Annotated in this window: 27 protein-coding genes and 1 pseudogene; 11 read left to right on the top strand and 17 right to left on the bottom strand. The window is 69.2% G+C overall.

Translation table 11 applies throughout. The annotated features are described in order from the left end of the window. Nucleotides 1-16 precede the first annotated feature (16 nt). Together D7223_RS01325 and D7223_RS01320 are read right to left on the bottom strand one after the other, a co-directional pair. Nucleotides 17-730 carry a winged helix-turn-helix domain-containing protein gene (locus tag D7223_RS01325; RefSeq protein ID WP_186832189.1) on the bottom strand — a complete coding sequence of 238 codons (714 nt, stop codon included), beginning with the start codon at nucleotides 728-730 and terminating at the stop codon, nucleotides 17-19. 1,068 nt (nucleotides 731-1,798) lie between these two features. After that, nucleotides 1,799-3,529, bottom strand: a complete 1,731-nt coding sequence (locus tag D7223_RS01320) for a ParB/RepB/Spo0J family partition protein (protein WP_147442464.1) — start codon at nucleotides 3,527-3,529, stop codon at nucleotides 1,799-1,801. 376 nt (nucleotides 3,530-3,905) lie between these two features. On the opposite strand from D7223_RS01320, the gene D7223_RS01315 reads away from it, so the two are divergent. Continuing rightward, complete coding sequence (locus D7223_RS01315) at nucleotides 3,906-4,130, top strand: hypothetical protein (protein WP_147252449.1); 225 nt, start codon at nucleotides 3,906-3,908, stop codon at nucleotides 4,128-4,130. After that, entirely contained in the window at nucleotides 4,127-5,299 is a 1,173-nt protein-coding gene (locus D7223_RS01310; protein ID WP_120723910.1) for an AbiJ-related protein, read from the top strand. Before D7223_RS01315 ends, D7223_RS01310 begins: the two co-directional genes overlap by 4 nt. Before the next feature lie 12 nt (nucleotides 5,300-5,311). On the opposite strand, the gene D7223_RS01305 is transcribed toward D7223_RS01310, so the two are convergent. Then, entirely contained in the window at nucleotides 5,312-6,145 is an 834-nt protein-coding gene (locus D7223_RS01305) for a TIGR02391 family protein (protein WP_238161439.1), read from the bottom strand. Nucleotides 6,146-6,487: 342 nt separating this feature from the next. On the opposite strand from D7223_RS01305, the gene D7223_RS01300 reads away from it, so the two are divergent. Together D7223_RS01300 and D7223_RS33880 are read left to right on the top strand one after the other, a co-directional pair. Continuing rightward, complete coding sequence (locus D7223_RS01300) at nucleotides 6,488-7,279, top strand: hypothetical protein (protein WP_147252451.1); 792 nt, start codon at nucleotides 6,488-6,490, stop codon at nucleotides 7,277-7,279. Between the two features lie 175 nt (nucleotides 7,280-7,454). Further along, nucleotides 7,455-7,580, top strand: a complete 126-nt coding sequence (locus D7223_RS33880) for a hypothetical protein (protein WP_272948665.1) — start codon at nucleotides 7,455-7,457, stop codon at nucleotides 7,578-7,580. A 4-nt stretch (nucleotides 7,581-7,584) separates the two neighbouring features. Here the strand turns inward: D7223_RS33880 and D7223_RS01290 are convergent, their stop codons facing one another. The 12 genes from D7223_RS01290 to D7223_RS01235 all read right to left on the bottom strand — a co-directional run bounded on the left by D7223_RS01290 (nucleotide 7,585) and on the right by D7223_RS01235 (nucleotide 19,750). Beyond that, a complete protein-coding gene (locus D7223_RS01290; RefSeq protein WP_147252452.1) occupies nucleotides 7,585-8,481 on the bottom strand; it encodes a hypothetical protein in 897 nt (298 codons plus the stop codon). 400 nt (nucleotides 8,482-8,881) lie between these two features. Next, entirely contained in the window at nucleotides 8,882-9,124 is a 243-nt protein-coding gene (locus tag D7223_RS01285) for a hypothetical protein (protein WP_120723904.1), read from the bottom strand. 634 nt (nucleotides 9,125-9,758) lie between these two features. Further along, nucleotides 9,759-10,547: a methyltransferase domain-containing protein gene (locus D7223_RS01280; RefSeq protein WP_120723902.1), complete on the bottom strand. Its 789-nt coding sequence runs from the start codon at nucleotides 10,545-10,547 to the stop codon at nucleotides 9,759-9,761. Next, a complete protein-coding gene (locus tag D7223_RS01275; RefSeq protein WP_120723900.1) occupies nucleotides 10,544-11,659 on the bottom strand; it encodes a hypothetical protein in 1,116 nt (371 codons plus the stop codon). The genes D7223_RS01280 and D7223_RS01275 overlap by 4 nt, the downstream gene beginning before the upstream one ends. Nucleotides 11,660-11,665: 6 nt before the next feature. Continuing rightward, on the bottom strand, nucleotides 11,666-12,385 hold the full coding sequence (locus tag D7223_RS01270) for an ABC transporter ATP-binding protein (protein ID WP_120723898.1): 720 nt from the start codon (nucleotides 12,383-12,385) through the stop codon (nucleotides 11,666-11,668). Next, a complete protein-coding gene (locus tag D7223_RS01265; RefSeq protein WP_202864566.1) occupies nucleotides 12,369-13,166 on the bottom strand; it encodes an ABC transporter ATP-binding protein in 798 nt (265 codons plus the stop codon). Before D7223_RS01265 ends, D7223_RS01270 begins: the two co-directional genes overlap by 17 nt. Next, nucleotides 13,163-14,119, bottom strand: coding sequence for a branched-chain amino acid ABC transporter permease (locus tag D7223_RS01260; protein ID WP_158610805.1), 957 nt, complete (start codon nucleotides 14,117-14,119; stop codon nucleotides 13,163-13,165). The genes D7223_RS01265 and D7223_RS01260 overlap by 4 nt, the downstream gene beginning before the upstream one ends. A gap of 101 nt (nucleotides 14,120-14,220) precedes the next feature. After that, nucleotides 14,221-15,084 (bottom strand): ABC transporter permease subunit, encoded by an 864-nt coding sequence (locus D7223_RS01255; RefSeq protein WP_238161437.1) that lies wholly within the window; start codon nucleotides 15,082-15,084, stop codon nucleotides 14,221-14,223. A gap of 47 nt (nucleotides 15,085-15,131) precedes the next feature. Beyond that, nucleotides 15,132-16,346, bottom strand: coding sequence for an ABC transporter substrate-binding protein (locus D7223_RS01250; RefSeq protein WP_120723892.1), 1,215 nt, complete (start codon nucleotides 16,344-16,346; stop codon nucleotides 15,132-15,134). A gap of 49 nt (nucleotides 16,347-16,395) precedes the next feature. Beyond that, on the bottom strand, nucleotides 16,396-16,989 hold the full coding sequence (locus D7223_RS01245) for a GTP-binding protein (protein ID WP_120723890.1): 594 nt from the start codon (nucleotides 16,987-16,989) through the stop codon (nucleotides 16,396-16,398). Continuing rightward, complete coding sequence (locus tag D7223_RS01240) at nucleotides 16,986-17,396, bottom strand: roadblock/LC7 domain-containing protein (protein ID WP_120723888.1); 411 nt, start codon at nucleotides 17,394-17,396, stop codon at nucleotides 16,986-16,988. The genes D7223_RS01245 and D7223_RS01240 overlap by 4 nt, the downstream gene beginning before the upstream one ends. Continuing rightward, a complete protein-coding gene (locus tag D7223_RS01235) occupies nucleotides 17,393-19,750 on the bottom strand; it encodes a sensor histidine kinase (RefSeq protein ID WP_158610804.1) in 2,358 nt (785 codons plus the stop codon). The genes D7223_RS01240 and D7223_RS01235 overlap by 4 nt, the downstream gene beginning before the upstream one ends. 704 nt (nucleotides 19,751-20,454) lie before the next feature. On the opposite strand from D7223_RS01235, the gene D7223_RS01230 reads away from it, so the two are divergent. Continuing rightward, the gene (locus D7223_RS01230) at nucleotides 20,455-21,060 is read left to right on the top strand and encodes a hypothetical protein (protein WP_120723884.1); all 606 of its coding nucleotides are present in this window, start codon (nucleotides 20,455-20,457) and stop codon (nucleotides 21,058-21,060) included. Here D7223_RS01230 and D7223_RS01225 read toward each other — a convergent pair. Beyond that, entirely contained in the window at nucleotides 21,050-21,496 is a 447-nt protein-coding gene (locus D7223_RS01225) for a hypothetical protein (protein WP_120723882.1), read from the bottom strand. The genes D7223_RS01230 and D7223_RS01225 overlap by 11 nt on opposite strands. A gap of 204 nt (nucleotides 21,497-21,700) precedes the next feature. Here D7223_RS01225 and D7223_RS01220 point away from each other — a divergent pair, with 204 nt between their 5' ends. The 6 genes and pseudogenes from D7223_RS01220 to D7223_RS34090 all read left to right on the top strand — a co-directional run. Beyond that, nucleotides 21,701-22,108 (top strand): hypothetical protein, encoded by a 408-nt coding sequence (locus tag D7223_RS01220; RefSeq protein ID WP_238161435.1) that lies wholly within the window; start codon nucleotides 21,701-21,703, stop codon nucleotides 22,106-22,108. Continuing rightward, the gene (locus D7223_RS01215) at nucleotides 22,105-23,082 is read left to right on the top strand and encodes a phosphotransferase (protein WP_120723878.1); all 978 of its coding nucleotides are present in this window, start codon (nucleotides 22,105-22,107) and stop codon (nucleotides 23,080-23,082) included. Before D7223_RS01220 ends, D7223_RS01215 begins: the two co-directional genes overlap by 4 nt. Further along, nucleotides 23,079-24,182, top strand: coding sequence for a radical SAM protein (locus D7223_RS33310; protein ID WP_120723876.1), 1,104 nt, complete (start codon nucleotides 23,079-23,081; stop codon nucleotides 24,180-24,182). The genes D7223_RS01215 and D7223_RS33310 overlap by 4 nt, the downstream gene beginning before the upstream one ends. Beyond that, entirely contained in the window at nucleotides 24,179-24,778 is a 600-nt protein-coding gene (gene tmk, locus D7223_RS01205; protein ID WP_120723874.1) for a dTMP kinase, read from the top strand. Before D7223_RS33310 ends, tmk begins: the two co-directional genes overlap by 4 nt. Before the next feature lie 15 nt (nucleotides 24,779-24,793). Beyond that, nucleotides 24,794-25,612 (top strand): endonuclease, encoded by an 819-nt coding sequence (locus D7223_RS01200; protein WP_120723872.1) that lies wholly within the window; start codon nucleotides 24,794-24,796, stop codon nucleotides 25,610-25,612. 19 nt (nucleotides 25,613-25,631) lie between these two features. Continuing rightward, nucleotides 25,632-25,796 (top strand): annotated as a pseudogene (locus D7223_RS34090) (creatininase family protein); the annotation flags it as partial. 36 nt (nucleotides 25,797-25,832) lie between these two features. Here the strand turns inward: D7223_RS34090 and D7223_RS01190 are convergent. Further along, nucleotides 25,833-26,420, bottom strand: a complete 588-nt coding sequence (locus D7223_RS01190; RefSeq protein WP_120723868.1) for a class IV adenylate cyclase — start codon at nucleotides 26,418-26,420, stop codon at nucleotides 25,833-25,835. Between the last annotated feature and the right edge of the window lie 159 nt (nucleotides 26,421-26,579).

Below are 26,579 nucleotides of genomic sequence, written 5' to 3'. Positions count from 1 at the left end.
CGTAAGCCCTCAGAGGCTACGCGTCATGGGGCGGCGTGTTGGGGGCCGCCACGATGCCGTCGTCGCTGCGGCTCAGGACCCCTTCACGGCGGAGCTCGGTCAACGCGCGCCGAACGGTGGTGAGGCTGACTGCGTACCGGGTTCCCAGCGTTGCCTCGGAGGGTAAGCGCTGCCCTGGTGCGAAGATGCCTTCCGAGATGTCTTGCCGGATCGCGGCCATGACGCGGCGGTACTTGGCCGCCGTCGGGCCGGTCGCTTCGGTACGGACCGGGGGGCCCGCTCCGGCGCCGCGGCCGGGACGGCTGTTGATCCAGTGTTCCACCCGGTGACGTTTCCAGTAGCGGATGACGCCGCGCTTTGGTGAAGGCTCCTCCAGGTCCGGACGGGGCAGGTATCCGTCTTCGCCGCGCCCCCAGGCCGCCTTGCTCATGTCGACGTACTTGGACCAGGTGCTGGCCTTGGCGTCGATGAGTGCCCGGAACTCCAGGGCGGGGATGAGTTCGTCGGGGTCGCCGTCGAGGGTGATGGAGTGGACGCGTGCCCGGGACGCCTCGGCGATTCCTTCGATTGCAGCCGCCAGTTCGTCGAGCGGGTATAGCAGGACCCCCTCGGGGCCGGAGATTGGTGCGGGCCATCCGGAGCCCTGGGCGCGGCGCTTCGGGCTGGTCTGGATGGTGATGGTGTGTTCGCTGCGGCCGGTGAACTCGGCGGCGCCGGCGCGGTCGGTCATCCGCCGTCCGTCGACGACCCGAATTCTCACGTCTGTCCCTGCTCGGATGGGGGGCAAAAGTGTGCGGCGGCCGGGGATATGCACCCGCGGACGGGTGCCAGCAGCACCCCGGCCGCCAACCAACAACCTCGACAACGAGCGGATGCGCGCCGTGAGATTGGTGCCGAGTGTAACAGCGTCGTGGCGCAGGATTCTCCTGCTGCTGCGTATGGCCGATGGTGGTGTCCGGAGGGTCATGTCTCTCCTGCGGGCGGTTGCGTGCGTGATCGGGATCTGTGGTTGCTGACGCGCCCACGATGGGCAAGCGTCCTGGCGGCGGTTTGCCCATTGTGGGCGGCGGTTCGCCTGCTCGTGAGCGTGTGGCGAGCAGCGTTCGTGGTCCAGCCCTTGTGCAGTCAGGCGGAGGCGGTTTTACGCGCGCTCCGTGGGAGGACGAGGTGCTTGGGCCACCAGACTGTCGCTGTCGACCTGGGTAGAGGATGGTCCGGGTCTCCTCGTATCGCACGCCCAGGCTGCGGATGTAGGCGACGGCCAAGTCCAGGCCGGCGTCCGTGCGGCAGGATGACGGGCCGTTGTCGAGGCTTATGGTTCTTCGCTCCCGGGAGTGCTGTCCTTGTTCTTGACGCGGTGCTGCGAGGCAGTCGGGACGCCGAGCGCGACGGCGTCGGGATGGTGGTGGGTAGGGCTCGACCGGGTCGTACCAGAGGAGTGCTCTGTTGCATCGCGGACGGCGACGAGTGTCAGGCGGGTGCATAAGCTGGCTGGCGAATACGCCTTCGACAGCAGCACAGTTCGCGCGGACGGCAGCTGAATGCTGACGAGGCGGGCGGCGAGTTCGAAGAGATCGTCGGCGTAGCGGTTCGACGACCGTGCTAGCCGACGGCGGGCGTTGGTGATAGCGGCGGTGACTATCGCATCGGCGTCAGACCAAGGATTGGTTGGTCCGGAGTGCGAGGCCAGAGCGTGTCCCTGGGTGGAGAGTGATCGGTCAGGTTCTCACAAGATCGAGGCGGTGAGGGTGCCCGGGTCTGCCAGGCACCCTCACCGGATTGACGCGGCGGTCCTTTCCTACGCCGCCGGCTCCACCACTCGATCGTTGCGACGCTCGCTCTCGGCAACTCCGTCAAGCAGAGGGTTGGCGGGCGTCTGCGTCGCGACAGCTTCGCCGCCGCCCTCAGTCAGCGCACCGTCCGGCACGACGTGCAGACGTGGCCCATCGTCTTTGCGGTCGCCATGGTTGTAGTCGTCGCCCGCGATGTCTTCGTCGTCCTCGTAGTCGTCCTCATCTAAGTCGTTGACAGACTGGTCGGCGGGCTTCTGCGTCAGCGAGTCACGCAGTTCGCGCTCGGCGTCGGACAGGCCATAGCCAGCGTCGCTGAGGCGGTCGAGCCAGCTCAGCGCCGGGTCGCGCCGGAAGCGGTAACGTGCGGCGAGGAAGTCGTTGAGGTTTTTCTCGTTGCCAGCGACCCAGCGTCCAACCAGCAGGCGAACGAGGCGAGCCTCGCCCGCGTCGTTGATCTCAACCTTCTCGGGGTCGATGCCGACCAGCCCGGTGAGCAGCTCGTGCTCGTCCGGGCCACCGTTCATCAGCGCTGGGTCGGACAGCGTTGCTCGCAGAGCGTGGACGTAGAGGGACTTCGCGGCCTTGGCGTTGCCGAAGGTCTCCACCACGAACTTGCGGCGCAGATCGCCTGCGGTCTGCAACGCCGTGCGGAAGGCTTCGGCCTCGGCAGCCTCGCTCTCCCTGCGGGCGATCTCGGCGGGGGAGACGTACGTGCTGTACACGCCGCGCCGCTTGTAGCCGTGCGCGTCGGGGTTGAGGCAGATCACCACCACCGCGGCGTCGTGCCCGGAGGTGTCGATGAACGCGGCGAATCCGGGCTTGTTGCGAACATCGGCGTCCTTCAACGACTCGCCCTCGGGGCCACGCAGATCCTTGACGGCCGCCTCGCGGCTGCTGTGCGGAAACCCCTTCGGCTTGCCGACGACGACGACGCCTGCCTTGTCCAGCTCGGCGCGCAGCTTCTTGGCGGTTTCTGCGACTCTGCGCTTGCGCTTCTCATTGGCGACCTGGTGGCGCAGGCCCCACGCCGTTCCGCTCTTCTTCAGGATCCGGTCGAGTGCGGCCTTGTCACCGTCGAACGCGGCGACCTCGGCGGCGTCTTCCAGCGTCAGCTCGCCCTTGTCGACGGCGCTCTGGATTTGAGCACCCTGCTTCGCCAACGCCAGGGACCGCTCGACGTGGGCCTTCTTGCGCCCGGTTCGCTCCACGATCTGTTCGGTAGTCCAGCCCTCCAGGGTGAGTTGCCGGTAGCCACCAGCCTCCTCGCTGGCGGTGAGCGCCTTTCGGTGCAGATTCTCCTGCAACATCGACGCGATCTGGGCGGCGGTCAGGTCCGCCATCGCGTCATGCACCAGCACCGGGACTTCCAATGCCATCGGTGATCCCTGCTCGATGGCCTCGATGGCGGCGGCCCGGCGGCGCTGCCCCTGGGTGATGTAGATGCCATCCTCGCCCGGAACTCCGAGCAGTGCTTGGAAGACACCGCTCTGCGCGATGCCGTCCCGCAGCTCGCTCAGGTCGCCTAGATCCTTACGAATCTGGCGCGGGTGCACCCGAAGCTCGCGCGGATCCGCCCACACCAAACGCGGGCGCACCGGGCCGTTCGTCTCGGGGATGCTGACCTCGGGGGTGTCCTCCCGCTTTGGGCTGCCCGGCGAGTCGGCGTCGGGCACGATGCCGACCGGCCGGTCCGCGTCGAGAGCGTCGAGCCGCATCGCTTCGGCCTTGGTTTCCATCACAACATGTCTCCCTCTAGTGGGCTGTTGGTAGCAAGTCCGGGCTGCTATCCGATCCTTGCTCTTTAATCATACAGCATCAGGTCGGCTTCTGTAAGCATGAGATCGAGATCACTCGCAGGCGACCTTGTGCGTATAGAGCAACCGGCTATTGGAGCACCCTTATCGTGATGGATGCTCCAGTTGAGTTGCCGCTGACGCGGCGCGTGATCGGCTCGGCCGGCTGGAAGGACACCTCACGACGAAGTGCCTGCCCCGATCGCGGGACAGGCGCTTCGACTGGCCCATACCAACGCGAAGGGCCCGCTTGGGCGCACCTCAGATGGCCCGCCCGCTGCTCGGCTCCATGTCGGTGGCTATCCGTACACTCCGCGGTATGACCGCGGCCCTGATCGGCTATTCCCGCTACTCCAAGGGCAACACCTGGCCTAAGGGCAAGGTCAAAGGCCGGAGGCCGAAGCTGTCCCCGCCTCAGCGGACACACGTGGTAAAGCTGCACACCGTCGGCAAGCACAGCATCGCTGACGCGGTCGGGCTGTTCGAGGTCTTCCGGGTCACTGAGTACTGGGTTTTCGACCACATAACGGCGACCGCTCGATGATGACCTTCCCCAAGCAGGGCGCGGCTACGGCAGGGCGCATCACTGAGGTGACCCGGCGCCGTCTCCGTGAGGGCTTGTGCCGGCTGTGCGGTCCAGTGCCTGCCGGGCGGATGGAGTTCCTGGAACCACAGCACACCTTCTGGAGCGGCGCCCTGCCCGAAACCGACTTCCTGGCCCGGCTTTACGACCTGGACGAGCTACCCAGCCGCGACCCCCGCTTCACTACGGCTTTCCAGGACATCGTCCAGCATCGTGTGGCCAACGACGACGACGAGGAGGACTGGGTCTTCCACGATTCCCGCTTCGGGCTGGTCGACAACGACGAGGCGCTGCTGCGTTTCCTGGCCGAGATGCTGCATCCTGCGGTACGCACCGACCCGGGCGAGGTCGAGCGCCTCCACACGTTCCTCAACTCGGTGCTGGTCCATGACGGCTACGAACTCGTCCAGGTCGACGCCGTTAGTGGCGCGCCGATCTTCGACTACCACCAAATCGGCTCAGGCGTGCCCGGCGCGATGAGGAATCTGATCTTCGCCGCAGTCGGGCCCAAGCCGGAAATTGTGCTCGACGATGCGGTCAATAACGACCTGCGCATCATCCGCAACCAGCAGAACTGCCTCGTCTACGACCGGCCCTTGGCTGCGCACGGGCTGACCTGGACCGAGTTGACCGCTTGGTGGTCCGACCGGCAGGGCCTGGCCGGCCGGCCGCAACGTGAGGTCTGGCGCAGCCTCTACCAAAGGCTGGACCAGTCGCTTGGCGACAACAACGCCGAGCGGCGCGTGCTGCGTACCTACGCCGAGCGGTACGGGCGACTCGGCCCCGGAATAGCCGCCTTGATCCCACAGGTGTACCTACACTACGACCCGTACACCGCAGGGCAGCGCCGCGCGCCGGGCCCGCTCTCACGGCAGCGGATGGATTTCCTGCTGCTCCTGCCGCACCGGGCCCGAGTCGTCATTGAATGCGACGGCAAGCAGCACTACGCGGACCCCGATGGACGCGCCGACCCGCGTCGCTACGCCGCGATGGTGGCCGACGACCGCGACCTGCGCCTGAAGGGGTACGAGGTGTACCGCTTCGGCGGCGCCGAACTCACCGACGACCATGCCGCCCAGCACCTGCTCAACGCATTCTTCGACCGTCTAGACCAGCGGTACCACCAGTGACCAGCAGCTAGGTCATGGTCCGGTCCGCACGTTTGACACGTCAAGGCGGCGGTGCACCAGCGACAGCATCGAGAACAGATCGAGCACGTCTGGCTCGGTTAGGATCCATCCCGCAGTCGCACGCGGCGTGTGCGCCGGCGGGTTTCGGAAAGTCCCGAAAATACCCCTCAACAGGTTCGCGAACCCGCTGTGCTCGCTGACCTCGGAGGGTGTGCGGTAGGCATTGATCCGGACGACCGGCGTGCCGGCTCCAGCTCCGAAACACTGGTCGACCAACCCAGCGCCATCACTGGTGAACCCGCTCATCTGCCGCAGCCGCTCGCTGACGCCCTTTGTCGCCTCAAACACCGCATGGAACAGCGACTTGCGCAGTAGCTCCTCCTCGCAGTAACGCAGCACCTCGGGGTGGACGCCACGACGCACGAGCTCGGTGCGCAGCCGGCCGGCTAGCCTGGCCACCTCATCCAGCGTGGTAGCCGTAGCCGCCGCCCGAGCTACCTTGCCTTGATCATTGACGCGCAGCCCAACCAGCGACAACGCCTCCGACAGACCATCGCGAAGCGCGTCAAACCGACGCTGGTCCTGAAGGTGCCGTCCCGGTGCCATCGCCTCGGCGATGAACCGGATAACGCAGTTGCTGGCGCGGTCGCGGTGCTGCTGGTTAAGGAGGGCACCCCACAGCCGGGTGCGCTTGTTGGGTGCCTCCACGTCGACGATCCCGAGCATTTCCATCAACTGGGTGATCTCGGTGTTGCTCAGCCCTGGCCAGTCAGTGCTGGCTAGGACGTCGGCGATCGCCTTGATTACGTCCGACGACCACGGTGGGTGAAAAGTCTTCGAGGACACGGAATAGATGATGGCGGACTCGTGCCGTGTCGCCGCACCTGGTTTGCCGGGCATGGCCCGGGTAGATCAGCGCTTACCGATATTTTTGCGCTGAAGCTACCGGCGCCCCAATCGGCGGACGCCGTGAGGCCCGCCTGACGTTCGTGGTCCGGCGGCGGTAGCGAGGCGGCCGGTGGCAGGGCGCATGCTGACGGGGATGCTGAGCAGCGTCAGTCGTGTGGCGAGTCCGCCGGGCTGGCGAAGCGGTGGGCGTGCATCCTGGCGTGGCGGAGTATGCACTGCCCCGGCCAAGACGCCGTTTTCCGGTTTCCCCGCGCCATCGCGCGGTTCTACCGTCGCTGCATGACCATGACCGCAGCTGAGGAGCACCAGCTGTTCACCGAGATGTTCCGGCACCTCGACAAGATCGATCCTTGGTTGACACGCATGGACCCTGAGGGGCCCCGCCCACGTCTCCAGGAGCGTAGCGATTTGAGCCGCGACGATAAGGAGACGCACCCCTACCAGCTCAGTCAGGCCGCGTGGCACGCGCTCTCTCACGCCGTTGACCACCTGCATTGCCTGCGGACCCTCCTGAAGGATGCTCGCGTGATGCACATGTACGCCCCCTACTCGCTGGCCCGGGCAGCCTTGGAGAACGCGAGCGCTGCTGTGTGGCTACTCGCCCCGGACGACCGCCCGGAGCGAATGCTCCGCCGGCTGCGCTTTGCCGCGCTCGACATTCGCGGTGGCGAGGCGATGAGGAAACTGGTCGACGCGTCCGGGACGAAAACCGAGGCGGAGCGCCTGGATCAGCTTAGGGTGATCGCGAAGCGGCGAGGCATCGAGCAGAGCGCAGCCACCAAGCACGTCGGCTACGCCGAGATCGTCAAGGCCGCTGGCGACACCATGCCCGGCGGCCACAAGCCGTACCTGCTCACCTGGAAGATGTGTAGCGCCATTGCACACGGAGACCTCTGGGCGACGCTGAACGTCGTGAGCCGGACGGAGCTGCCAGGCGCGCCCGCCGACATTGCCCATATGCGGATCACGGCGAGCGCCCAGAGTCTCTTCTTCGCTGTGTTCTTTGCTGTCGCAATGGCCACCGCCGCCTGGCATCTGTACGACCGCCGCGGCGAGCGTCGGGCAGCATAGCCATCCTCGACACGCGCTGCTACAGATCTTGATCACCCACATTAGCGCCGCGATGCGCGCCCTGATCGCGGCACGGGACTGGCTGACCGTGATCCGGGCACCGGCCTAGGCCCCGGACCTGAACCCGGCCGAGGGCGTCTGGTCCCCACCTCAAGGCAGCATCGGCAACCTCGCTGTGACCGGCGTCGACCGTCTCCTCGCGATCATCAAGAACCGACTCAAGAGCATCCAGTACCGCACCAACCTGCTCGACGGCTTCCTCGCTCACACCGGACTGACACTCGAACCCGACACAACTTGACCATTCAAGATCTATAGTCGCCGGTGTTGGCTGCAGCCCAGCGGAGAAGACTGGTGTATGCCGCGATCGCGGCATACACGTCTTCCCGTAGTCCGGCCATTGTGATCAGTTGGGATCCGTGGGTCCGGCGGTCCACGAGGTGCCACTCCACTCGCTGGGTCTTGCCTGGCCCGTCGGCTCGCGGGTAAGCCTCGCTGATGACTCGGGTGATGTTTCCGTGCGCTAACTCGTTGCGGCGCCTGACTGCAGCCCATAGCTCCTCGCGTGGGAAGCTGCGGTCTGCGTCTGGGGGTGCGCTGCTAGCCAGAAGCGACTCGACACGATTTAGTCGTTTGCCGATCATCCATTGGTCTAGCTCGCTTCGACGCGTCTCGGGATCGTCCGGTCTTTCCAGCTGCAGGATCACGTCGCCGAGGAGATCCTCCAAGACAGTGCTCTGCGTTATTGCGAGACCTCGCCGTTCATCAAGCGCGCTGCGTTCAGCGATTTCTTCCCAGTCAAGGTCGACCGTGTCGTGGAACGACAGGAGAAGGTCGTAGTCGGAGAAGACGTTCAAGGGTTCGTCCGAATCGTCGTCGAAGGACACCTCGACCACGTCAACCGACATCTCCTCAAGGCTCCGAACGTTGCGCTCGTCCAGCATCCCGGCGTAGGCCCAGTCGACGGTGTACGAACAGGCCAGGTCGGGATAGTCCGGCGTCCGGAAGGCGCAGTGCCAACCGTTGACGTCTGGAACGAGATCCGAACCCTTGCGCCGCACCTCGCCGTGACGGGGGCACCTCATGTGTGCGGCAATCGGAGCCGCCTGCCAGCGAAGAAGTAGCGCGACCTGCCCGGCAGTGAACGGTGCGTGGACCTTTGGTGTGTCGGCTGGAGGTCCCAGCACGATTCGGAGCGCCACTCGGTGTCTCCACTACCTCGTATCGGAACGGCCGCGTCGGTGTGGACGTTGCGCCACGCCCCTATCCTGCCGTAGCGCCATCACCCTGGGCGGCCGTCATCAAGGCGGTGACCATGTCCAGCCACGCCCATGCCGGGTGCTGGTGGTGTCCGCTGCTGTCGGCTGCGGCGGCGGTAGTAGACGGCCGCGAGGGACGCGCGGATGGTGTATGTAGCTGCCTGGCGACTGTGAGGGTCGCGGTCACGGTGTGGCGGTGGTGTAGGCCGTGGCGCAGGTGGGTGAAGATGGCCGGCGCCGGCGCGCAGCGCGGCGGGCACCTCGGCGGGCGGGTGAGTGGTGTGACGGGTTGCCGATAGCTCGACCGCGTCCGCGAGCACCGACAGCGGCATCGGTCGACTCCTCACCGCAGCCAGGCGCCGCTGGGCTGAGTGCACACGGCGGTGTGGACGTCGTCGGGTTCGGCGGTGATGGCGGTGAGTTCTGCGGCCAGGTCGTCGCCGGCGGGCAGGTAGCGGGCACGCCCGGTCTGGGCATGGGCGAGGCCTTGCGCGGCCAGGTCGTGCCAGCCGCAGCGTCTGTAGAGCACGCCGAGACGGGTGAAAATGATCAGGCTGGTACGGCTGTCCGCGCCGAAGCGGGACACGGTTGCGGCGTATAGGTGGGCCCTGTCGCGCAGAGCCGGTATGCCACGGCCGAGCGCGTGTGTGGCGGCGGCGAGCGACGCCCGTGCCTGGAGGGCAGGCACCTGGGTGGCGGCCAGGAGGCCGGGTTGAAGTCGGCGTCGGAGGTAGGGGCGGGGCCATGTCGCCGATGCGCGCGGCGAGGGGCGCGAGAACCGCGGCCACCCCTTGCCGAAGGGTGGGGTGCCGGCTTAGACCAACGTTCCGGCGCAACTGGTGTGCGTAGGTGGCCCACCCGTAGGCGCCTGACAGGTCACCGTAGGCGTGCCGTTGACGGGCGCGACTCAAGGCAGTTTCGACCATCTCGTGGTCTGGGCGGCGCAGGGAGTGTGCGGTCAGAGCGCTGGTGGGAAGTGGAGATGTGGGGGGCATGGGGTGTTCACTTGCGCGGTGACGGCGGTGAGGTGGGCCGGCGGCGGCGAACGGGGGTGCGCCGCCGCCGGCCCGTGCCGGCGTTCCGCCTTCCCTTTCTGGGCGGTCGGCCGGCATCGGCCGCCGAGGTGGGCTCGGTCGGTCGGCTCGCCCAGCAGAGCCGGTTGACGAGGCCGTGCGATGGGCGGGGCTGATGGGCCGGGCGGAGGTTCACCTGGCCTGACGTCAGTGGGGCTTGCGGGCGGTGCTCGTGGCGAACTCGTAGCCGCGCATCATCACGGCAGGGTGGGTCATCAGTTCACCGAACCGGTCGAGGTCGGCTGCGGTGAACCCGGCGGTAAGGAGTTGGTCGCGTAGGTGGCGGGCGTTGTCGGCGTAGAGGCGGCAGCCGGGGCTTCCTCCTGTCCAGGTGCGGGCGGTCCAGCGGGTGTGGACCTGGTCGAGGCCGGCGTTGAGCAGCAGGGTGGGGGTCTTTTCGCCCCAGTGCAGGTCGACGCCGCGGCCGGCGAGGATGTCGAGGATGCCGTGGACGACTCGCGTGATCAGTTCGGCGTCGCCGTCGGTGGGGGCGTGTGGGACGGTGGTGCGGGCGTAGACGATGTCGCCGAGGACGATCTGGCCGCCGGGCCGCAGGGCGGTGATCATCTGTTGGAGCACCTGGTGGCGGGTGGGTAGGTGTTCCAGCACGCAGCGGGCGGTAACGAGGTGCAGGCTGCCCGGTTCGGCGGGCAGAGGCTCGGTCCGAAGGTCTCGTTGGTAGACGTCGAGGACTCCGGTGGGTGCCAGCAGGGTGGTGTCGAGGTCGACGGCGATGACCTTGCCGGTGGGGCCGACGAGGTGGCAGAGGTGTCGCGCGATGGAGCCGGCTCCGGCGCCGACGTCGAGGGCGTGCTGCCCGGGTGTGACGCCGCAGCGCTTGAGGTCGTCGATGGTGATCGGGTCGAGCATCTCCTGCAGGGGGTGTAACTGACCGGGGGTGTTGCGGAACTGGTAGCGATGCGGGGTGGTGGTCATTTGACGGTCCCTTCCTCGGGTGCGGTTGCCGGTTCAGGGGTGCACGGTTGGTCGGGGTGGACGATGAGGCGGCCCTGTCGGCGGGGCATCATCGCGTTGCTCGGCGGCATCGGCGAGGTGGTGTCTTCGTCGGTGGCGGGTTCCCACCAGCGGCGGTCGGCGTGAGTGCGGTTCAGCAGCAGCACGTAGGCCGACGGTTGCCAGTCCGACGGCGTCCGGGTGGCGTGTTCGTAGGCCAGGACGTGTCCGGTGGTCGGGTGAAGGATGAGCAGGTATCGCTCGGTGCCGTCGCCGTTGGTGGTGGCCACGGCGATGCCGGTGCGGCCTGCCCGGTCGACGGTGCGGGGGTAGGCGATCAGCCCGGGTGTGTGGGCCAGTTCGCTCACGGTGAGGCTGCGCCCTGACGGTGCGGGGTTGTGCCAGGTCACCAGCTCGGCGATGCCGGTGATGAGCCGGCCGTCGCCGTCGCGATTGCTGCTGTTCGAGTGGACGCTGTAGCGGAAGAAGTCGCCGCTGGTGAACGCCTTCGACAGGTTCCGGTCGGCGAGCCATCCGGGCGGCCAGAAGTCGTGCATGACGCCAGGCCACGGGTCCGGGTATTCGCTAGTGAGGGCGGCGCCGGAGTTGTTGTCGGCGTACCAGCGCACGATGTCTCGCGTCGTCCGCCTACCGTCGTGGCGATACCAGGCGCGCAAGCGCACCACGTCGAACCGGCCGTTGGTCGTGTCGCAGGCGTCGGGTGCGATGCGGTGGGCCAGGTCGTGAAGGACAGGTGGGGCCGGGCGCGGGTACGCCACAATGGTGGCGGCTGATGCGGTGACGGTGGTGGCGAGCTTGGCGGCCGGTGCGGGATTTGGCACCGCGCAGCTGCGGTCGGCGACGATCAGCGTCGCCGTGCTGCCGTGGGGTGGGGCGGGGATGCTGGCGAGGGTCAGCGCGGCGGCCATCGTGGCGACGCCTGCGGCGGCGGCACCGGAGCGCCGAGGACCCGTCGTAAACGTGACCGACCGCCGTGGGCTGCGGCTGTCGACGCCGTCGCTCTGTCTGTTGACGGGCAGCGCGGTGTGGTGCCGCGCCGGGCGGCGGATGTCGATCGACTGGCGGGTGTGCATGGTGTCCTATTCGGCGTGGGGGTTCGTGAGGGTGAGGTGGTCGCGTAGGAGCCGTTCGGCCTGGCCGTCGGACGCGGTGACGGGGTGGCTGAGGTGTCCGGTGGTGAGGACGTGCACGGTGTCGGTGAGCGCGGCGGCGGCGCGGACGTGCGGGAGGGTGACCAGGACGGTGGCGCCGCGCTGGGGTAGTTGCTGCAGCACGGCGGTTACCTGGCGGGCGACGGTGGGGGCGAGCCCCTCGGTGGGCTCGTCGGCCAGGAGCAGTCGAGGTGCGGTGTGCAGCGCGCGGGCGATGGTGAGCATCTGCTGTTCCCCGCCGGAGAGCTGGTGACCGTGGTGGTGCAGCCGGCCGGCGAGGGCGGGGAACACCTCCAGTAGCTCGTCGACGCTGAAAGTGGATCCGGGCCGGTGGCGGGCGGGTCGGGTGACGGTGAGGTGCTCGGCCACGGTCAGCGAGGGCCACAGCCGCCGTCCTTGCGGGGCGAGAGCGACTCCGGTGCGGGCAGCCTGGTGGGGCCGCCAGCGGGTGACATCGCGGCCCTCGCACCACACGGTGCCCGCAGTGGGACGCAAATGTCCGGCGAGGGTGTGCAGCAGGGTGCTCTTCCCGGCGCCGTTGGGACCGACGATCGCGTGCACGGCGACGGCGGTGAGGTCGAGGCAGACCTCGCGCAGAACCGCGTCGTCGCGGTGGTAGCCGACGGTGAGATCACTGACCTGCAGCATCGTCGCCTCCCGGGCCGAGGTAGAGGGCAGCCACGGCAGGATCGGCGCGGACGCGGTCGGCGGGCCCGTCGGTGAGTCGGCGGCCGTGGTGCAGCACGGTGATCCAAGTGGCCAGCGCGGCGACAACGTCCATGTGGTGCTCGACGAGGACAACGGCCATCCAGCTCGGCAAACCGTCGAGGATGTCGAGCAGGCGAGTGGTCTCGGCGTCGGTGAGCCCCGCGGCGGGCTCGTCGAGCAGCAGCAGCCGGGGTTGTCCAGCCAGGGCGACGGCCAGATCGAGCATCCGGCGGTGCCCGTGCGGCAGGGTGGCGGACAGCACGTCGGCGTGGTCGATGAGGCCGACGAGGTCGAGCACCTCCAAGGGGGTGCGCTCGGGGTGGCGGCGGTGGTGCCAGCCGCCCATGCGCACACAGTCCAAGACAGTGAGGTCCGGGTAGACGCTGGGGTGTTGGAAGGTGCGGCCGATGCCGGCGCGAGCTCGCCAGGCGGCTTGCCGCCGGGTGATGGTCTGTCCGTTGTAGGTGATGGCACCGCTTTGGGCCCGGGTGGCGCCGGCGAGGAGGTTCAGCAGGGTGGACTTGCCGGCGCCGTTGGGGCCGATGACGGCGTGCCGGTCGCCGGGGGCAACGGTGAAGGTGTCCAGGTCCAGGACAGTCAGATAGCCATAGGCGTGGCGCAGGCCGGTGGCGACCAGGCCGTTGCCGTGCGCGCGGTCGACGTCGCCGTGTGGGCGCTGCGACGGCACTCCATCGGCGTCGATGCGGTGGACGGTCCTCACGGGGTACTCCTGGCAGTAGGTCGGGCCGGGCTGCCACTCGCGTGAGCGACGTGATTAGGCCGACGAGACGGGGTGGGTGGGCGCAGGCGTGCGGATAGGGCGGTCAGGCCGCCGGGCAGCAGGTACACCGCCGCGACGAACAAGGCACCGAGCAGTAGCGGTGCGTGGCCGGGCAGCCAGACGGCGATCACATCCCGCACGGCGAGGACGGCGATCGCGCCGGCGGCGGCGCCGGGCAGCGACGCGGCGCCGCCGATGACCACGGCGAGCAGGGCGAGCGCGGCGGTAGCGAACCCGACATCAGCGGGGGTGATCCAACGGTGGGTGTGGATCAGCAGCGCTCCGCCGATACCGGCGATCGCGCCCGCACCGGTGTGCACCGCCCACAAGTAGGCGGTGACCCGGTGTCCGCTGGCCCTCGCTCGGGCCTCGTTGCCCCGCACGGCGCTCAGCAGCATCCGCCGCTCGCCACCGAGCAGGATCACCGCGCCCACCGTGGCGCACAGCGCCACGGCTGCGGCGTAAAGCAGCACCGCCCGGTCGGCGACCAGCGGGGGCAGGCCGGGCGCCAGGCGCACGGCGGGAATGCCGGCGAGCCCGTCGGTGCCTCCGCTGACCTGCCGCCACTGCGCGGCGGTGATCGCGGTCAACTCGGCCACGCCGAGGCTGAGCATCAGGAACACCGTGCCCCGGTAGCGGATGAGCACCACGCCCAGCAGTCCTGCCAGAACCGCGCCGGCCACGGCCGCGGTGAGCAGGTGCACCGCCGCCTGCTCGACGCCGGCCAGCGCCAGCCGGGCCGTGGTGTAGGCGCCCGCGGCGTAGGGGGCGACCTGGCCGAGGGTGGGCAGGCCGGCGTGTCCGGTGACCACGGCGACGCTGACCGCGAGCAGCGCCAGCGGCAGCATCCGCGCGGCGGTGGCGTGCAGGTACGCGTCCGCGGACAGGGCCACGACGCCCACGGCAGCAGCGGCCACGCCAAGCGCCACCCACGTCGACCCGGACCGGTGCCACGTCGTCAGCGCCTCGGCAACGCCTCGGCCTGCCTGGCGGCTCATGCCGCGGCCTGCCCGGGAAGGGATCGCCGGCGGACCAGCAGCACCACTGTCATTGCACCGACCAGCAGATACGGGGCGAGCTGCGGGAAGCTGGTGACGCCGAGGGTTTGCACGACGCCGACGGCCAGGGCGGCGGCGAGCGCGCCGGGTACGGAGCCGAGCCCGCCGCACACCACGATGATCAGCGACAGCAAAAGCGCGGTGTCGGCGGTGCCGGGGCCGACACCGAGGATCGGCGTCGACAGGGCTCCGGCCAGGCCCGCAAGGGCCCCGGCGCACATCAGGACCGCCGCGTCCACCAGGCGGGGGTTGACACCGATGCCGGCGACCATGGCCCGGTCGTCGACGGTGGCGCGGATCAGGCGGCCGGCCCGGGTGCGGTGCAGCACCACGTAGCCCGCGGCCACGACCAGCACCGCGATCACGAGGACCGCGAGCCGGTCGACCGGATACCGGTGCCCGGCCGCCTCCACGGTCCCCTCCAGCGTCGCGGGCAGGCGGGGGCGCAGGGTGTCCGGGCCGTAGACGGTGGTGAGCAGGTCCCCGCCGATGAGAGCGACGCCGAAGGTGAGCAGGGCCTGGTCCAAGTGCCCCCGCCCACGCAGTCCGGCGGTAGCGGCGGCGAGCACCCCGCCGCCAGCGGCTCCGGCGATGGCCGCCAGGGCGACCGCGGCGGCGAGGCTCGGCCAGGTGCCCGAGCTGGTGGCGGCGGCGATGTAGCCGCCGGCGGCGATCAGGGTGCCGTGCGCGAGGTTGAGCACCCCACCGGCGCCGAACGCGACGGTCAGCCCGGCGGCGGCGATGGCAAGGAGCAGCCCATAGGCGACCCCGTCGACTACGGGTATCAGGTAGGCATCCACGCGCACAGCACCCCTTCCCTCCGAAATGTCGTGATCGCTGCTGCAGGTCAGGTGGTGGGCAGGGTGGTGAGGTCCTGCACCAGTACGTTGGACAGCACGGGCCCGTCTGCCTTGACCTCGCGCAGGTACCAGCGCTGCACCGGCCGGCGCTCGATCGGGTGGAACTGCCAGTCCCCACGGGGGGAGACGATCCGCCCGACCTGCCCGATCGCGGTGTTGAGCTTCTCCCCGGTCACCTCGCCGTCGACGGCGGCGAGAGCGCGGTCGAGGACGGCGGCGGCGTCGTAGGAGGCCATCGCGAACGTGGTCGGCTGCCCGGTGTGCCCGGCGGCTGACCAGGCGGCGACGAACTCCTGGTTCGTCGGGTTCGGCAGCGTCGGGGAGTAGTTGAGGACGTTGCGGATACCGGTGGCCGCCGGTCCCTGGGCGGTGAGCACGGATCCCTCGGTGAGGAAACCCGCGGCGTAGAGGGGCACATCGCGAAGGTCAGACTGGGCGTACTGCTTGACGAACGCGACCGCCGCCGCGCCGGCATAGAAGGTGTAGACCGCCTTCGGCTTGGTCTCGGCGGCCTTGTTCAGGTACGGCAGGAAGTTCTCGGTGCTCGGGAACGGCGTGAAGGTGGTCTTGCCGTCGGGGTTGGCCAGTTTCCCGCCGAGGCGGGTGAAGGTGTCGGTGAAGCCCCGCAGTTCGTCGTAGCCGCCCTGGTAGTCCGGGCCGATCGCGTACACCTCACCGTCGCCGACCTGCGCCTTGACGTACTCGGCGATCGCGATGCCCGGCTCGTCGGAGTTGTAGGAGGTGTGCCAGGTGTAGGCCAGGTCGCGCGGCTTGCCGCCGACCGGCGTGAACGCCGGACGGGCGTTCGCGCCGACCAGGGGGATCTTTTTCTCGGTGGTGAGGGTCTGCACCTTGTCGACCGTGGCCCCGCCCACCAGGCCGGTCAGGGCGACGACCCGGTCGCGTTCGAGGAGCTTCTGCGCCGCCGGCACGGCGGTGGCGGGGCCGTCGCCTTCGTCGCCCACGATGAGGTCGACCTTCCGGCCGCCGAGCTTGCCGCCGTGGGTGTCGAGGTACAGCTTGAAGCCGCGCTGCATGTCCTCGCCGACGGTGGCGTAGGTGCCCGACAGCGACACCAGCAGCCCGACGCGCACCGTGGTGGTGTCAGCGGCGCCGCTGGAGCATGCCGCGCCGGCCAGCAGGAGCCCGGCTGCGGCGGTCGCGGCGAGTCCGCGCCGCACTCGTGGGATCGGGTGAGCCATGGGGTGCCTCCGTGAAGATGGGAAAGGTGTCGGACTGGCGGGTACGCGGTCAGGCCGGTGGGGAGGTGGCGGGGCGGTGGGTGCGGGAGATGATGTGCTCGACCAGGGCGATGAGCAGGTCCCGCACGCTGTCGCGGTCGCGGGCGTCGATGCCGACGATGGGTACGTCCGCGTCGATGGCGAGGGCGTCGCGGATCGCGTCGACGGGGTAGGTGTGGGCGTCGGGGAACTGGTTGACGGCGATGACAAAGGGCAGGCGCGCGTTGTCGACGTAGTCCAGGTGGCGGAACGAGTCCTCAAGGCGGCGGGTGTCGACCAGGACCACAGCGCCGAGCGCGCCGCGCACGATGGCGTCCCACATGAACCAGAACCGGTGTTGCCCTGGGGTGCCGTAGACGTAGACGGTGACGCCTTGGACCTCAAGGCGGCCGAAGTCCATCGCCACGGTCGTGGTCGTCTTCGCCGGGGCGTAGGTGGTGTCGTCGGCGTTGCCGGCGGACATGCGGGCCTCAGTCGTCACCGGCGCGATGTCGGACACCGCCCCGACGAGGGTGGTTTTGCCAACGCCGAACGGCCCGGTCAGCACGACCTTCAGGTGAGGCCCGACGCTCGGCCGTACCACGGTGGAAAGAGATGAGGTCATGGGCGGCCGGAACCGGTGCTGGCAAGGTCACCGGCGAACGCCGGCGTCAGCTGCTCGCCGACCTGTTCAACGAAGCGGCCCAGTTCCACGGTGACGAACTCGAGGTCGGCGTGACGCGTAGCGAGCACGAGCAGCGACGCGCCGGTGCTGACGGTCACCAGGACGAGGAACCCGTCGGCGAGCTCGGTGATGTTGCCCTGCACGCCACCGGCGCCCAGATCCCGGGCGGCGCCGTTGAGCAGACTCTTCATACCGGCGGCGATGGCGGCCAGACGCTCGGCGGCGTCGCGGTTGAGTCCGTCGGTCCAGGCCAGCAGCAGCCCGTCGACGGACACCGCCACGGCCTGGGCGATTCCGGGAACGCGGGCGACGAGGTTGTTGTTCAGCAGGTAACTCAGGTTGCTCATGGCTGACCTTTCGGCTGGTGAGGGCGGCGGCTCAAGCCGCGCTGGTAGGCCGCCGCGGTACGGGCCAACCCACCCGCAGGGCGGGGCGGCACGTCGGCGGCGGGCAGGGGCGGGGGCGCGAACGCGGCCATCGGCTGCCGCTTGGGAAGACCGTTGGGTGTGGTAGCACCGTGTCCCTGGGCGAACGGAGTGGGAGAGGCGGGCATGTGGACCGTGGCGCCCTCGACGAACCACGACGGCGGCGGCAGCCTGCGCGCCGTCTCGTCGTAGGCGGGTGTCGACTCCTGCTCAGGCGAACGCCGCGGCGCGGGCACGACCGGCAGTACCTGCGTCGGTGCGTCGACTCGCGGTGGCTGAGGGCGGCGCCGCGCGGGCAGGGCCGCTGCGATCGGGGCTTCACGGCGGGCCGACGTGACGGGGGCGGGCAGGGTCAGGGTGGAGGCGGGGGTGCCGCCGGGCGCTCGGCGCCCGGCGATCGGCCCTGACGGCAGCGCGACCGGCTGCGGTGCGGTGATCAGCAGTTTGGCGGCGGGGATCTCCACCTCGGCGACGGTGCCGTGCGGCTGCGCCGGAATGAGCCGCACGGCCAGGCCGTGGGAGGCAGCCAGCGCCGCGACGGTCGCCAGGCCCTGCCGGCGGATGTGCTCCACCTCGATCTGCGGTGCCGGGGCTGCCAGCTCCGCGTTCAGCCGGCCCAGCAGGTCCGGGTTGATGCCGGTGCCGGAGTCAGTGATCTGAATCAGTACCCGGTTGCCCAGCAGGTGCCCATTAAGCAGGGCGTCGCCGGGGCTGTAGCGGGTGGCGTTGTCCAGCAGCGACGCCAGCAGGTGCACCAGGTCGTCGATCAACGCCGGAGGCACCAGGACCCGCTCGTCGATCATGCCGAGCATCACCCGCCGGTACTCCTGAATGCGGCCCTGCGCGGCCTGCGCCACCGTCGCCAGCGGCGCGGGTTGGTGGTGCACGGTGCCAACTGACCGGCCGGACAGGACCAGGAGGTTCTGCACGAACTGCAGCAACTGCGCGGCGAGGTTGTCCACCGCGAAGAACGTCGCCAGTGTCGCGGCGTCCTTCTCGTCGCGTTCGGCCGTGTCCAGCTCCTGCAGCAGCCGGTGGGTCATCCCCTGGCAGCGGCGCCCGACGGCCTCGACCGCCGCGGAAGCGACCCGCCGCTGCCGCGCCAGGTCGGTGGAGATGTGGTAGGTGGTCAGGGCGAGGGTGTCGAACGCGGTAGCGACCTCGTCGACCTCGTCCCGGCTGCCTCGAGCGGGCGCGAGCGCCGCCGGAGCCGGCGGCATCGCCGCCGGGTCGGCAGGGTCGGCATTGGAGACCCGCCGCACGAGGTCCGGCAAATCCTGTGCCGCCATGCCGGTGACCGCGTCGCGGACCTGCCGCAGCCGCCGCGCCAACGCCCTACCCTGCCGCAGCGCCAGCACACCCGCCGCCGCAACCAGCGTCATCGCCACCGCCGACAGGACCAACGTGGTCGTCCATTGCTCGGCACGCCGGCGCGCCACGTCGGCGGTGATGTCGGCGTCGATGCGGGACTGCACGCCACGTAGCCGCTCCCGCCGCTCGCTTGCGGCCCGCGTCCAGCCGGCGGCGTCAAGCCGCAGCTTCGTTCCCGCTCTGGCCCGGGCGATCTCGTCGTCGAGCCGCTGGGCGGTCAGGATGTCCGGCCCGGTCAATGCCTGGTCGAGCCACGCCCGCCAGCGCCCCGGCGACCGGTCAACCACCGTCTGCAGCGCCTCGTCGTAGCCGGCGCGCGTCGCCGCGAGCTCCTGCTGCACCGCCGGGGTGAGCACCACACCATTGGCGATTACGACCGTCGCCTGCTGAATCCCGGCGTACTCCGACGCCCGCGACACCGCCGCTGCCACCCGCAGACGGTCCGCGATCTGCCCGTCGGCCCCGCCGACCTGGCCCACCGCATCGCGGGCCGCCAGCCCCTGCGCGATCGCGACCCGGTAGCGGACCAGAACGGCGGTGCGGGAGGCTGCCCGGTTCCTGATCTGCTCCCGCAGGGCCGGCAGCAGCGCGACCTGCGCGTCGAACGGCGCGAGAAGCTGCGCGGCGTCGTCCGCGTCGAGCTGACCGCGCCGCTGCCGATACTGCTCCACGACCCGATCCGTGCGGGCGACCTGCTCCAACAGCGGGTTGACGCTGGCAGCCGGATTCGACACCAACTGCGTGGCGACCAGGCGTTCGCGGCTCAACTCGATCACCGCCTCGCCCACACTGGTCGAGGCCGCCGCCAGTGTCTGCAGCCGGTCCGCAGCGCGTGCCTGGCGACTTGTCGACACCACCCCCCATGCGGCGAACAGCACGGTCGCGGCCAAGGGGATGGCCAGCAACAGCGCTAGCCTCCTGGCAACAGGCACAACGGATCCCTTCCACAACGTGTCGGACGCTTCCTGCCGGTCCGCGCTGCCTGCCGGCGGGTGTGGGTGCTAAGGCGTCAAGAGTTGACGCCGCTGGCATCGTGGGTCCGCCTTGCCGCTTGCTCGCGCCCTAGGGCGACTGCAGGCCGCATCGGTACACCCAGGCCAACCCACCGACGGCAGCGAGGTCGGTGAATTGCTGCCGCGTGAGGCAACTTAAGACTGGCGACATCGATGTCGGGCACCCCCCGTGAGGGGTTCCGACAAACTGCCGACAATTCCACCGCCGCCATTCCCACCCGGGATCTCACCGATCCGCGTCGCTCGGTCGGCCAGGAACTCGGCGGGTGACGGCGGCCTTCTGCGCAATCAGCGCACAAGCCGTCTGCAAGCTGAGTGCGTATCCGTACGACGGTCAGCGACAGACACGCGGGAGCCCATGCCTCACGGAGGTCGGATGCTTGACGGGCAGACCCGCGACGACACAGCAGACGGTTGTCGAAGAATTGTCGGTAGCTATTGACAAGGGTTATCGACACGAGCAGCGCTGGCATGTCATGGACGCAGGGCACCGCAGGGCCGGGGATGAAGTCCGCTGCCCTGGCGGTGCCAGGGCAGCGGCGTTGTCTGACGGGTGCTGCTCGCCTGTGCCCACGCTCCCGTAGGAGGGAAGTGTCATGGCCCCATCTGTCATGCCGCCGGTGGCGGCGGTCGGCCGCCGGGCGGCCGAGATCCTCGACCAGATCCAGCAGCACCCGGCCCATGGCCGGTTGCTCAGCTCGTCGATGAAGTACTCCAGCTGCTGGGCCACGTTCACCGGCTACCCGGCCATCAGCCGCTGGTCGCTAGAGCGTGACGCCGGTCCGCTGCTGACCGAGGCGCTGCGGGTGCTGGCGCTCAAGGCCGCCGTGTTCGAGCTGACCGGCGGAGACGAACAGGCCGCCGAGCTGCTGGTGCCGGCGCCGGTGGACGAGATGATCCACGCGGTGCTGGCGCAGTTCACGCTCATGACCCGTCTGCAGGCCGACCTGGGCGTGGTGTTTCCCCACGCCACCGAGTTGGAGGAGTTCACCTACACCCGTGGTTGTGCTACCGACGACTACTACGCCGCCGCCGGGTGGGGTGAGCAGCCGCTGCGGTACTGGCTGGACTCGGCCGAGGTGGCCCGACGCCTCGGCCTGCTCAACAGCCACTACCAGGCGGCCGGTCTCGGCCGCGACGGGCGCAGCCACGACTTCGACTTCGACCGGTCGGAGCCGGCCAAGGCCGGGGTCAACGGTTAGCCAACTCCACCGACAGCACCCGCCGCAGCGCCGTCACCGCCTGCTTCGCGCCGAACCGTTCGGCCGCCAGCCGCTCGGCCCGGGCTACCGCGGTGAAGATCTGCTCGGCGGGTGCGTCCCGCAGCACGGCGACGAGCCAGCCTTCCAAATCCACCACGTCGGCGGGCAGTTCCAGGGCCGCCGGTGTCGGCGCCGGCCGGGACGTCTGGGCGGGGATCGGCTCCCCGCCGGAGGCGTACCGGCCGGCGGGCAGGCCCACCCGGAACGGGTGCACGCACACGGCCAACCCGTCGGCGGTGGCACGCCAGCCGAGGTCGGGGCGGTAGGCAAATTCGGGTCCGGGCCGGTCGACCACGTCGAACTGGCCCGGCCCGAGCTGCTGAGCGGGACACACGACGCAGGTCTGCTCACACCAGTGCGGAAGCGGCCCCGACATGGCGCCGATCGTACGGCAACCAGGAGGTATCAGGGTATGACGGTCTTATCGCCTCCACGCCCTGCCGTCATCGACCGCGCCCTACGTGACGCCAAAAGGTGGTGCGCCGGACACACCATCGAGGACCGGCCCGCTCTGGTCCACGCGGTACGGGTCGCAGTCACCATCGGTGACCATGCGCCCACCGCGCCAGCGGAAGTCGTCGTGGCGGCGTTACTGCACGACGCACCGGACCTCGTACCCAAGGGTATGGACATCTACCAGGTCCTTACCTCGAGCTACGGGTACGAGGTATCGCGGATCATCGCCGCTCTCCATGCCGAACACCAGGCTCTCGACGCACCCGACCCGCCCATCCGGGTCGAGGACTACCCGGTTCTGCTCGCCTCCACCGCCGACAAGATCGTCGCGTTGACTTCGCTGTGGAGACGTGCTCGCGCCACCGGCGACGTGACGGCCTTCCTGACTCGACGGCCGGTGCTGTGCGGGCTGCTTCCGCACTTCCGAGCCTTCCAGCAGGCGGCACGTGTGTGGGTGCCGGCCAGCATGTCGGCTCACCTCGACGCCGCCCTCGCTCAACTCGAACGAGCCGCCGCCGCAGGCGCGCGATGACCACCGGATCGCTCGACGAGTACCTGGTCGCGCAACTGCGGTGTGACCTGCTCACCGCGGCACGGCGGGTCCCGACCAGGCGGCAAGCCATGCAGACATGGGAGCTGTCCACCGTCGAGCGGCTGTTCTTCGCCGACGGCAGCAGCGTGGTCTGCAAGGTCGCCGTAGCGCCGTTCACCGGCGAAGCCGCCCTGCTCCAGGCCCTCAACGAGCGGGAAGCCCGAGTGCCGTTGCTGCACGGCTACGCGATGCGCCCACAGGCGCTGGGCATGCTGATGGACGACCTCGGCGACGCGACCCGTGCGGCGACCTTTGCGGAAGCTGCCGCCACTGCCCGCTGGGTCCACGCCACTACCGGCATCACCGGGCTGCCGACGTTCGACCAGACGGGCCTGGCGCGGCTACCCGGGCAGGCGCTGCACGCGCTCTCCTGCCTGCGCCAGCAGGGACGCTTTGCCGACGCCGGCCTGATCGAGAAGGCACTGGAACGGCTGGCCGTGGTGGCACCGCGCAGGGCGGACGGTGCTGACCGCCCACCCTTCGGGCTGTGCCATGGAGAGTTCCACCGCAGTTCGTTGCACGTCAGCCGTACCGGGTGCCGCCTCGTCGACTGGGCGAAAGCATTCACCGGACCCGGCCTGCTCGACCTGGCCACCTGGTTCGGCACCCGCACCCCACACGAGCCACGACTGCTCACCCAGCTCATCCGCGCCTACGTCAGAGCAGGTGGACACCCAGATGCGGAAGCCAACCGCGGTGGCCTCCCCGCCGCCAGATGGGCGCTGGGCTGGCACCGCGTCTGGGCAGCCTGGTGGTTCCTGACCACCGCCGCCGCCGGCCATCACCAGCCCGACACCGACCGACGGCACACCCAAATCGTGCTCCGGCAGCTTCACGGGGCCGCGCAGCTACTCGAAGTGGCGCCGTCTACCGACGCCGGCGGGCTAACAATGAAAGCGGGACGATCATCATGAAGCGCATCATCGTGGACACCCACGCCTCGTCGTGCTACTTCCGAACCTCGGTGGGCGGGGACGGCCGCAAAGCTCTGGTGCAGATCACAGAGCGCTGCAACCTGCACTGCGCCCACTGCTTCGTGTCCTCCACCGCCCAGGGATCCGACCTGACGCTGGAGGCATTCACCACCCGTGTCCTGCCTAGGCTCCTTGACGCCCGAGTGGAGCGCATCACGCTCACCGGCGGTGAGCCCTTCGTCCATCCCGACCTGATCGCCATGTGCCAGGCGGTGGCCGACCGACGACTGCCGGTGGGCATCTGCACGAATGCGACCCTGACCCGCGATGCCGACATCGCCGCCTTGGCCGCTCTGGGCAACGTTCACGTCAACGTGTCTTTCGACGGATTCCTCCCGGACAGTCACGGCAAGTTCCGCGGCGACCGGGCGTCGTTCGCCACCACCGTCGCCACCACCCGCAAGTTCGCCGATGCCGGCCTGCTCAAGGGCCTGCTGTCTACGCCCAACGCGCTGACCGTGCCGCAGGAGTTCGCCGACCTGTGCGCCTTCGCCGTTGACGTCGGCGCCGAGTGCGTGCTGATGAACCCGCTGTCCTCCTTCGGACGAGGAGTCAAGAGCCGCGGGCGGCTCGCCGCCACCACGGTGGCCATGGACGCGATCCGGGCGGTGACCGACCGCTTCGCCGGGCAGCTCGACCTCGTACGCATCCGGTTCCCTAACGACGACCTGCCGCTGGGCGGATGCGACGCGGGAAAGCTGATCTACGTCTTCGTCGACGGGCAGGTAGCCGTGTGCCCCTACCTGGTCTTCGCGGCCCGCACGCCCGCCTCCACGCACCACGACACCGAGTTCCTGACCGGCAACATCCTCGACGGTGAGGTTGTCACTGGCCTGGACGCCTACGACTTCCACGGCCGCTATCGGCTCGGCGCCAACCCGACCTGCGGCTCCTGCGCGCTGGCCGGACCGTGCGGAAAGGGCTGCCCCGCCGCGGTCGTCGCCGCCGGTGGGCGCATAGGCGACGTCGACACCGAGCAGTGCCCCGTCACGGCACCCTCCGGCCGTCGACTGCTCCCGCTGTCCCCGACCAAGGGATGAGCAGCCTGTTCATCGCTGTCGAGGGCCCCAACGGAGTCGGCAAGAGCACCATCGCCCGCCGCCTGGCCGACCGCCTCGCCGAACTCGGACCGGCCGGGGTCCATCTGACCGGCGAGCCCACCCGCACACCCCTGGGCCAACTCCTGCGCCGGCAGGAATCCTTCCTACACGGCAAGGCACTGGCCCTCGCTCTGGCCGCCGACCGCGCCGCGCACATCGAAACAGAGATCATCCCCCGCCTCGACGACGGACTGCACGTCGTCACTGACCGGTACGTCGCCTCCTCACTGGTGCTGCAACGCATCGACGGCCTCGACCTCGCCGAGATCTGGTCCTACAACCGCTACGTCCTGCCCGCCACCGTCATCTACCTAGAAGATCACCCAGAGGTCATCCGCACCCGACTGGCAGCACGGCCGCGCCTGACCAGGCTGGAACTCGCCGGCTCACCCGAGAAAGAACTCGCCCTCTACCGCGACGCCGCCACCCACCTGCACCGGCAGCAGTGGCGCCAACAAGTCGTGGCCTGCCACGGCCTCACCCCCGAGCAGGTCGTAGACACTATTCTCGCCCTGCTACCCGCCGACGGCCCCTGACCAGCGAGGCTCACCGTGCTGTCCATCCTGACGATCAACGTGCAGGCCGCCGCCCTAGCCCGCGCGCAGAACCTGCTGACCTGGCTGCTCCAGCGCGATGACCACCTGGTCATCCTGACCGAAACCAGCAATGGACCCGGCACCCGGCACCCGGCACCTGCTCACCGGCCTGCGCGCAGCCGGGTTGTTCATCACGCACCAGCCCTCGCCCGACGGCGACCGCGGCTGTGCCATCGCCAGCCGCACCCCACCCGCCCAGCCCCACACCTCACCGCGGGCATTAGCCTGCCCGGCCGGGCCCCCGCCCTCACTCTCGACACCGACCCTGCCGTCACGATCCTCGGCCTCTACGTCCCCTCCAGCGACCGGGCACCAGCCAAGCTCGCCAAGAAGCGGACCTTCCTCACCACCGTCACCGACACCCTGACCCGACTACCCACCACCGACCGCACACACCTGGTGGTCGGCGGGGACTACAACGTCATCAGCCGCGACCACCAACCCCGCTACCCCGGCTTCCGACCCTTCGAGTACGACTTCCTCGACGCCCTCACCGCACTCGGGCTCACCGACGTCCACCGGACTCTGTACCCCGACGTGCAGGCACACAGCTGGATCGGCCGAGCAGGCAACGGATACCGCTTCGACTACCTCCACGCCGGCCCTGGGCTACTGCCCCATCTGGCAGCCGCCACCTACCTGAAGCAACCTCGGCTTGAAGGCCTCACCGACCACTGCGCGCACAGCGCCGACATCGACATACGGCGTGCCTGCGGGCGCGGTGCCGGTACTGGCAACGCCGAAGCTCGCTTGACGTCCCGTACGTATTCCTGACGAGCGGCAGAATAGGCGCGTGACCCCCTGGACGATCGCCACGGCGGCCGACGAAGCCGGCCGCCGAGCGACGGTGGCCGTCCTCCCCATCGGCAGCTTCGAACAACACGGCCCTCAACTACCGCTCGCCACCGACACCATCGTGGCCAGCGCCATCGCCACCGCGCTCGCGGAACGTTACGACACAGCCGGGGCGGCAACAGCCATGGACTCGACCACTTCAGACTGGCGTCGACGTCCCAACAGCCGCGCGCGCCAGATTCCAGATCAATGTGTCGTAGGTGTCCACGACCCGCAGCACCGGCACGCCGAGTGAGCGAATCATCGCGTCGAGTCCGTGCTGCACCTGTTCACCCGAGTGCCGAGAACTGACCACCCGCTCCACCTCGACGAACACGCCGAGCCCGTCGACGACGTCCACGCATACCGTCGCGCCGTCCCAATCACCAGTTCGGCGGCGCTTGACGATCCGCACGGTTGGCACCCAACCCATCGTATCTAGAGCTGCGTGCATCGCGTCACGGTCGAAGATCACGCATTCGTGCTCCAGGCACGCCATCTCGTTGTCAATCGGCTTCTTCACGGTGAACAGATGGCGACCCTCCTGCGTGCGCAGACGCGCGAACGGAACGCCGACCTTCGACATCCCGTACGACCAGTTGGCTGGTGCGTACGCTTGGTCGTCCTGCACTGACGGCTCCGTCAACACCACCTGCCGCCGGGCGAGCGCCGTGATCAACTCTTGCAGGTCGTCGACGCGGTACTTGGCTTCAACCTCATGATCATTGTCGGCCGGCTCGTGGGTCACGAGCAGGGAGCATACGAGAATTGCAGGTCACGTGAGTTCCGAACGCCCGCGGGCAATGTCGGAGCTTTGTCGGAAGAATGTTGGAAGAAGCCGCTGAGTAGCCGACGCATCACAGACCTGCACTACAGTGCTCCCACGCCACCGTGTCTCGCCTCGCGC

The sequence above is a fragment of the Micromonospora endolithica genome, from assembly GCF_003626595.1.
Lineage (GTDB): Bacteria > Actinomycetota > Actinomycetes > Mycobacteriales > Micromonosporaceae > Micromonospora > Micromonospora endolithica.
This window is presented reverse-complemented; position numbering and strand designations above follow the sequence as displayed.

Bases quoted from the DNA above. Each gene is read 5' to 3' on its own strand.
- D7223_RS01325 (WP_186832189.1), bottom strand. From the start codon at position 730: ATGACCGACCGCGCCGGCGCCGCCGAGTTCACCGGCCGCAGCGAACAC.
- D7223_RS01320 (WP_147442464.1), bottom strand. From the start codon at position 3,529: ATGGAAACCAAGGCCGAAGCGATGCGGCTCGACGCTCTCGACGCGGAC.
- D7223_RS01315 (WP_147252449.1), top strand. From the start codon at position 3,906: ATGACCGCGGCCCTGATCGGCTATTCCCGCTACTCCAAGGGCAACACC.
- D7223_RS01310 (WP_120723910.1), top strand. From the start codon at position 4,127: ATGATGACCTTCCCCAAGCAGGGCGCGGCTACGGCAGGGCGCATCACT.
- D7223_RS01300 (WP_147252451.1), top strand. From the start codon at position 6,488: ATGACCATGACCGCAGCTGAGGAGCACCAGCTGTTCACCGAGATGTTC.
- D7223_RS01280 (WP_120723902.1), bottom strand. From the start codon at position 10,547: ATGACCACCACCCCGCATCGCTACCAGTTCCGCAACACCCCCGGTCAG.
- D7223_RS01275 (WP_120723900.1), bottom strand. From the start codon at position 11,659: ATGCACACCCGCCAGTCGATCGACATCCGCCGCCCGGCGCGGCACCAC.
- D7223_RS01270 (WP_120723898.1), bottom strand. From the start codon at position 12,385: ATGCTGCAGGTCAGTGATCTCACCGTCGGCTACCACCGCGACGACGCG.
- D7223_RS01250 (WP_120723892.1), bottom strand. From the start codon at position 16,346: ATGGCTCACCCGATCCCACGAGTGCGGCGCGGACTCGCCGCGACCGCC.
- D7223_RS01245 (WP_120723890.1), bottom strand. From the start codon at position 16,989: ATGACCTCATCTCTTTCCACCGTGGTACGGCCGAGCGTCGGGCCTCAC.
- D7223_RS01240 (WP_120723888.1), bottom strand. From the start codon at position 17,396: ATGAGCAACCTGAGTTACCTGCTGAACAACAACCTCGTCGCCCGCGTT.
- D7223_RS01230 (WP_120723884.1), top strand. From the start codon at position 20,455: ATGGCCCCATCTGTCATGCCGCCGGTGGCGGCGGTCGGCCGCCGGGCG.
- D7223_RS01225 (WP_120723882.1), bottom strand. From the start codon at position 21,496: ATGTCGGGGCCGCTTCCGCACTGGTGTGAGCAGACCTGCGTCGTGTGT.
- D7223_RS01215 (WP_120723878.1), top strand. From the start codon at position 22,105: ATGACCACCGGATCGCTCGACGAGTACCTGGTCGCGCAACTGCGGTGT.
- D7223_RS33310 (WP_120723876.1), top strand. From the start codon at position 23,079: ATGAAGCGCATCATCGTGGACACCCACGCCTCGTCGTGCTACTTCCGA.
- tmk (WP_120723874.1), top strand. From the start codon at position 24,179: ATGAGCAGCCTGTTCATCGCTGTCGAGGGCCCCAACGGAGTCGGCAAG.